This is a genomic window from Winogradskyella jejuensis, from assembly GCF_900129745.1.
In the GTDB taxonomy this organism is placed as follows: domain Bacteria; phylum Bacteroidota; class Bacteroidia; order Flavobacteriales; family Flavobacteriaceae; genus Winogradskyella; species Winogradskyella jejuensis.
This window is the reverse complement of sequence record NZ_FQWS01000006.1, coordinates 1-6453: the sequence shown is the minus strand read 5'-3', so window position 1 is coordinate 6453 and position 6453 is coordinate 1. Positions and strand designations below refer to the sequence as shown.

The 6453-nt window shown below is 32.6% G+C and carries 7 protein-coding genes; all 7 read right to left on the bottom strand.

Translation table 11 applies throughout. The features are described from left to right. Positions 1–220 precede the first annotated feature (220 nt). Complete coding sequence (locus BUB95_RS14040) at positions 221–943, bottom strand: hypothetical protein (protein WP_073087697.1); 723 nt, start codon at positions 941–943, stop codon at positions 221–223. Positions 944–1064: 121 nt separating this feature from the next. After that, positions 1065–2087 carry a DUF4240 domain-containing protein gene (locus BUB95_RS14035; RefSeq protein ID WP_073087695.1) on the bottom strand — a complete coding sequence of 341 codons (1023 nt, stop codon included), beginning with the start codon at positions 2085–2087 and terminating at the stop codon, positions 1065–1067. A gap of 145 nt (positions 2088–2232) precedes the next feature. Further along, positions 2233–3096 carry a hypothetical protein gene (locus tag BUB95_RS14030; protein WP_073087693.1) on the bottom strand — a complete coding sequence of 288 codons (864 nt, stop codon included), beginning with the start codon at positions 3094–3096 and terminating at the stop codon, positions 2233–2235. A gap of 6 nt (positions 3097–3102) precedes the next feature. Beyond that, entirely contained in the window at positions 3103–3840 is a 738-nt protein-coding gene (locus BUB95_RS14025; protein ID WP_073087691.1) for a DUF2971 domain-containing protein, read from the bottom strand. A 144-nt stretch (positions 3841–3984) separates the two neighbouring features. Then, the gene (locus BUB95_RS14020; RefSeq protein ID WP_073087689.1) at positions 3985–4671 is read right to left on the bottom strand and encodes a hypothetical protein; all 687 of its coding nucleotides are present in this window, start codon (positions 4669–4671) and stop codon (positions 3985–3987) included. Between the two features lie 183 nt (positions 4672–4854). Further along, complete coding sequence (locus BUB95_RS14235) at positions 4855–5550, bottom strand: EF-Tu C-terminal domain-related protein (RefSeq protein WP_083573402.1); 696 nt, start codon at positions 5548–5550, stop codon at positions 4855–4857. Positions 5551–5704: 154 nt separating this feature from the next. Then, the gene (locus BUB95_RS14010; protein WP_073087687.1) at positions 5705–6352 is read right to left on the bottom strand and encodes a hypothetical protein; all 648 of its coding nucleotides are present in this window, start codon (positions 6350–6352) and stop codon (positions 5705–5707) included. Positions 6353–6453: the final 101 nt, after the last annotated feature.

Below are 6453 nucleotides of genomic sequence, written 5' to 3'. Positions count from 1 at the left end.
ATTCAGTCAGCTTTTCTACTTCATTAATGAATTCCGTGTAATCTTTCCAGTATTTTTCGTCTTTTGCGGTATCCATTTTTCAGCTTGCGTACAACGTGTTTGTGTATGGCTTGTTGCGGAAAATCAGTATGATTTTCCGATTAAGGAAACAAGATAGCAAATTGCGCAAGAATTTCCGAGTAGGAAATTCACAAGCAATGAGCTATACACGGTGTTGGTATTAGTTTTTTATTCTTTTTGTTAGAAGTTCAATTTCCAATTCAGAGTTTATTCTCTTTTTGAAATGTTCATTTAACCAAAATTCGGCTGAATTCAAATCACCTTTTTGTTTATGCAAAAAAGCCAGTATATATTCAGATGAGATTATTCTCTGTCCGATTTCAAATACAGGATTTTTTACATCATAAAGAAGTCCATTAATATTTTCTTCCAATGTTGATTTTCCTTCGAACCAACTTTTAATCTTCGGAACGTTATTAAAAAGAACTCGTTCTAAACTATCTCGGAATTTTTGCTCATTAATCGTACTTATTCTGTCGGGATTAATTGGCTTGTTTTTCTCAAAACTTTCCTGCCAGCCTTCTAAACGTTTGAAATAAATGATTTTTGTTGATTTCTCTGTTCGATGATTTACAAGCTTTTTTCCAGAAATTGTAGGAACGTAATCAAAGCAGTTACCAAACGAAAATGAACCTCCGAATCCTTTTAAAACATTGTATTCAACTACGTGTTTTATTCCCTCATTGTTGAAGTCACTAAACCAAATATATTTTCCATTCCAGTTTTTAAGTCCGATTTTGGATAACCTTGGTGAGACTACTTCTTGAAAAATTTCCAATCTTTTGTCCAGAAGAACTTCATCCAAATTCTCAACATCATCATAGAACTCATCTATGGCTTTTTGTCTGTCGATTATGTTCTTTATTTTGTCAAAAATGTTCATTCTTCAAATTAATGCCAACGGTCTAGGCTATGAGTAGTTGCGTGGTTTAGTACGAAACTTTGCAAGTACACACCAAGCTGAAAATCCGCGAGGATTTTCAGAAGTAGGCGAGAACAAGCAATTACTTATAGCCAATGTTGGGTGCAGTTATTTTATGTTCAAATATTTTCCAAATTTCTGGAAAGTCCTTCTCCAAACTTTCTTCTTCCCACTGTTTTCCAGTCAGTTTTTGTTTTTTAACTCTTACAGGCGACATTAATTCACCTGTTTTATTTTCATAAACGTTTTCGGCAAGCGAGAACATTTCTTCGAGTTGTGGGTCTTCGTCAAAATGTTTTTTCAATTCCGAAACTTTTAAGTTTTTAACATCCTCGAATGCTTCTTGTCCTTTTGAGATAACCCAAGCTTTGAAGTAGTCAAAAGCATCATCTCCACAACCACGTCTTACTATGTAAGCCAAAGCCCAAATTTCCCAACGATTTAATTCGTTGTATTTGCTTAAAAAAGTCCTTTCAAATCGTTTTATTTCAGTTGGTTTAAACTCCTCTAATTGATTTGATAAATTTTCTATGAAGTCAAATTTGTCTTCTGACTTTTCTCGATTTAGTTTTATTAACTCCCAAAACACATTTTCGTCAATCTTTCTTTTGTCGGTTGTCCTTTTTGGTTTAGGTTTTTCTAATTTGTCAACTGTTTTTATTAACTCATTAGTTTTTTGAATTTCTTGTTCAGCTCCAAGTTCGACAAGTCCTTGTTTGAATCTGTATAAACCTTCTAAAGTTAATTTTTGGCATTCAAAAGTTTTTTTACTCCCATCCCAATATTCTGTCTTTCTGCCAAACTCTTTGTTCCAATCCCATAAACTTGAAAAACGATGTCTTAATATTCCTTTCCAAAACTTGATAAATTCCTTTTCCAGTTTGTTTTCGATTAAATGCTTTTCGAGTGGTTCAAAGAACTCGTCCCATTGTCCAGAGTCCCAATTCTCGTGTATGAATGCAATCAGTTCGGAATATCTGTTGTCTTTTATCCAAATATCTCTTAAGTCCGCAAAAGTTTTCTCGTAATGTTGGTCAGGAAGATTGATTTTCTTTCTCCATTCATTCAAGTCTCCAGATTCGTCTAAAAATTTTCCGTAACTCAATTTCGTTCTGTTTTAATTGCACCCAACGTGTTTGTATATGGTTTGTTGCGTGGTTTAGCACGTAATTTAGCAAATAAAAACCGAATAGAAAATCCGCGAGGATTTTCGTAAGTAGGCAAGAACTAGCAATAAATTATATACGTTGTTAGCACCAGTTTTTATAGGTGTTTTTAAATTCGGTCAACATATCATAAGGCACGTCATAAACTGAAAAACTGACTTCCTTTCCTTTTCTTTCTATATTATGATATACTTTAATTGCGTTAGTTTTAGTCTTATTATTTCCAACAAACATTTCCATGTTTTCAATTGAATTTGTTAGTTCTTCTTTCTGAAAAGAATAAATATTCTTCTGTAATTCCATAATGTAATGAGATAACTCATTTATCAATGGAATTAGATTTAATTCAGTATCTGAATCTTTCATTTCTTTTAGTTCGTCGTGAACTCTTTTTCCAAATAGTTTTTTTTCTTTTAACAAGAGGTCTAAATCAACTAATAATTTTATCGAGTGTTCGCTTATTTCAGGGTTTTTATGATTGAAATTAATTCCTATGTTTATTACTTCTAACGCAAATCCCAAGTGTACAGAATAATTCCTCAATTTGTATAGAAAACGATAAGCAAATGATTTATCGTAAATCTCATTTGTGAGTAGAATAAATGATTCTTGAGCTTTGACTCCATGATTCCTTTTTGTAAATGCTTTTGCATTATCAACAAAAAAAATAAATGACATTAGCACGTTTAGAATCAGTTTATTTGCATACATCACAAAGTGAATGTCATTAGCAATTCTTACATCCATTTTATATGCTGGCACATTAGTCCATTTATCAATAAAATCGAAATAATCTTTTAGATTAAGTTGTAAATTTTTGAAAACAACAAATTGAGTATATGATTTTTTTAGTACATCACAATCTGCTCTCAATAGGTCATAACTTTCTTGACTTATAGTTTTAAATGGTTCAAAAGAATTATTCTCGAATGTGGCTAATCTTATCAAAAGTTTCTATTGATTTAAATTATATAAATCTGATTTAGTAATTACAAAATTCAGATTAAGCTTTTTGGTTAGATTTTCAACCATATTTTTAAACCAATCATCTGCAAAAGGTGCAACTACAATCTCGTTAATCAATTCAGATAAATTTATGTCAATATGTTTGTGTGTTAATGGTTCTCTTGGGATTCCATTTTTTATAGCGTGTGGAATTGGTAAATCAACATGATAAAGTCTTAATTCTTTTTCGTGTTCAAAACTTATTCTTTTGTAATTAAATTGATTAACACTTCCGCCTCTTCCTCCAAGTATCTGTCTATTTTGACTTTCAAACATCAATTCGTGAAAAGTAACTTTGTCAAAATCTCTGTAGTAAACTTTACTTATGTTTACATCGTCTTCGGAATCTTTTAAACTTTCGATTATATTTCCAACGGTTGATTTTATTGCTATTCCATTTTTAGTATTTAGGAATATTTTCCACATTGCATCAGATTGATTTTCATTAATGTGCCAACAATTCAAAAAGTAATATTGTTTAGTGATGTGTTGGTCATCAAACATGTTTTTTGTGGTTTCGTAATCTTTTAATCGAAAGATTCCTTCAAATGGGTCTTCGAAATTATCAGACCTACAAAAGAATAATTTACCACTTGTAATAAGGTCAACAAATTTTTCAAAATCCAGATACCTCCAAACTGTTAGTTCTTTTTCAGGTGTATGAAATGAATGGTGTTCTTTGTACATGCTGGGTTTTTCAAATTGGTGCTAACGGTCTAGGCTATGAGTAGTTGCGTGGTTTAGCACTTAACCTTGCAAGCACACACCAAACTGAAAATCCGCTAGGATTTTCAGAAGTAGGCGAGAACAAGCAATTACTTATAGCCATTGTTACCTGCTGGCTTTTTTATCTATTGTTATCTGTCCAAGTAATTCAGTTCCTTCCTGATTGAAAAAGAAAGTTGTTGAATCCTTTGGGTTTTCTTTATTCGAAATATGCAAACTTAACAGTTCGTATTTCGAGTCATATTTTTTAGTGTTATTGGTCAATTCCTCAAGTCCAATTACAGTTACATAATCAGAACTTGATTCAATCAAAGAATTATAAATTCGCAGATTCAATTCGATGCTTTGTGAACCAATACTTTTTCTTAATTCATTCTGTGCGCTATATTTTTCTATTGTTGATTTAATTAAAGGAAGATTTACTCTTTCGTCAATATATAAATCTTCTCTATCCAAATACATCTGAAGCAATTTTTTAAAAAGGTCAGTATCAGATTTCAAATCCGTTCCCTTGTATTCATCTGTATTTCTTGTAACTTTTAATTTGTTGAGTTTTATTCCACGCCTTTTGGTCTCCAAATCAGCTTTGTAAATACAGTTGTCAGTCCAACTTCTGGCAAAGAATAAAGAATCATTATGAATGAATATATTCCATTTTTCATCCATATTTCCTGCAAAAATTCCTCTGTCTAAAAACTCAAACTCTTTTTGTGATAAGTCAATATCCAATTCAGTCTCTGCATATTTATTAGAGAATGATTCGGCTATTTTTATTTTTCTTTCGGGTTTCATTTTTCAGCTTGCAGGTAACGTGTTCGTGTATGGTTTCGTTGCGAATTTCAGCTGGAGCTTTTTAGCTTCAGATGAGCCGTTTACGGCGAAAATTCGCAGTGAGGAAAAAGCGAAAGCTGTGCTTTCAAATTTTTCCACTAACGAAATATACAAATTGTAGGATAAAATCTTCCTCTTAACCAACTAGAGCAATGAACTATACACGTTGTTACCTGCTGGCTTTTCTAATTTTTCATTCACGATATATTCTATTTTACCAGTCCCGATTGTTGTCGCACCTTCCCTAAATTCAAACTCCATTCCTTCTATCAAAGTATGCGCAAAATAGTCTGGCGATAAAATCTTTATTTTCGCTTTTACATTCTCACCTGGATTTACCAATTCTTTATTAATGAAAGTTTGTTGCCCGGAAGTCTGCATTTCGTCAAAATCAAATTTAACTTGTGGTCTATATCCTGATTTTGCAGGTGTTTTTCGTCCACCATCTTCAGTTGCTAAATATTGAAGTTCGGCAATAAAGTCCACCTTGTTAAATTCTTTGTTGTAATGATTGAGAATATTGGCTGTGATTTTATCGAAGTCCGATTCGTTGCAAAATCTTGTTGAAATGCTCATTAGTTCAGCAATTGAACTTCCTGCTTCTAATTGCCAAGTGTTTTGTCCGTTGAATTTTTTCGTATTTAACTTCTCAATGGTCAGAGGCTTTCCGAAAAAGGTTTTAAATTCTTTTATAAAATCCGAAATAAGAGTTTGATTCAAAGTTGGCCAATCGTTCATTGCATTTAAAAATAATTTAGCAATGTCCTTAACCTTGTGATTTTCTGTGTCAAGGTCAACTAAACTCCAAAGAGTGTCATATGTTTCTATTTTGTTGTCCACTTAGTTTTGTGCTTGCAGGTAACGGTCTCGGCTATGATTTCGTTGCGGAGAACGTCCGAAGGACTTTTCCGTATGAAATCCAGCCGTTTTACTTGTTTAAGGGTTTCAAGTTAGTCAGAATATAGCAATGAATTATAGCCCTTGTTGGCATTAGTTATTTCATTCCAATATTGATTATCACATCTCCAAGTCCTGTTAAAGTTGTATCAGATTTTTTTGGATGATGATTCTTTGTCTGGTCAAAAGTGGCTGCGAAATTAACATCTACAAGTCCGCTATTGAAAATTCCATCATTTACAGGCCCAATAACATATTTTCCGTCGTATTTATTTTTAAGCTCTTCTAAGTCATAATAAAACATACTCTTTATAATATGTGCACATTTTAAATAAGTCCGATAGTCTATTTCTTCTGTAATAACCGCGGCGAATAATTTTCCTATAATTTCCGGTTTGCCATCACTTTCTAATCGCTCTAGTAATTCAAATATCATTTCCCCCACACTACTTTGATATTTTTTCGAATCATTGATCTCGTCAATTTTTTTAATCCGTTGTACTTGAGGAATATGGTGAAGCTCGAATAGGAATTTGTAGATTTTTTTTGCCGAAAGATATTTGTTTATCGAATTCCCGAATTTCACAGCTCCAATAAGTGACCCAACCAAAGGTAAATCCCTCAAAACTCCGTCGTCCATAATTCCATCCACTGCAACTTCTGCAAATTCTTTGGATAAAGATGGTAATTCCGAATCCTTTATTACCAATTCAAATTTTTTATTTGGATTTTCTGGCTTTTTCATAATTAATGCCAACGGTTTTGGCTATGGTTTCGTTACGGAATGGTACGCGAGTATCATTCCGCCGTAACCATAAATTTAGCAAAAAGGCTTGAAATTCCGAT

What these genes read in the sequence shown, in the direction of transcription:
- BUB95_RS14010 (WP_073087687.1), bottom strand. Translation starts at nt 6,352, where the DNA reads ATGAAAAAGCCAGAAAATCCAAATAAAAAATTTGAATTGGTAATAAAG.
- BUB95_RS14025 (WP_073087691.1), bottom strand. Translation starts at nt 3,840, where the DNA reads ATGTACAAAGAACACCATTCATTTCATACACCTGAAAAAGAACTAACA.
- BUB95_RS14020 (WP_073087689.1), bottom strand. Translation starts at nt 4,671, where the DNA reads ATGAAACCCGAAAGAAAAATAAAAATAGCCGAATCATTCTCTAATAAA.
- BUB95_RS14040 (WP_073087697.1), bottom strand. Translation starts at nt 943, where the DNA reads ATGAACATTTTTGACAAAATAAAGAACATAATCGACAGACAAAAAGCC.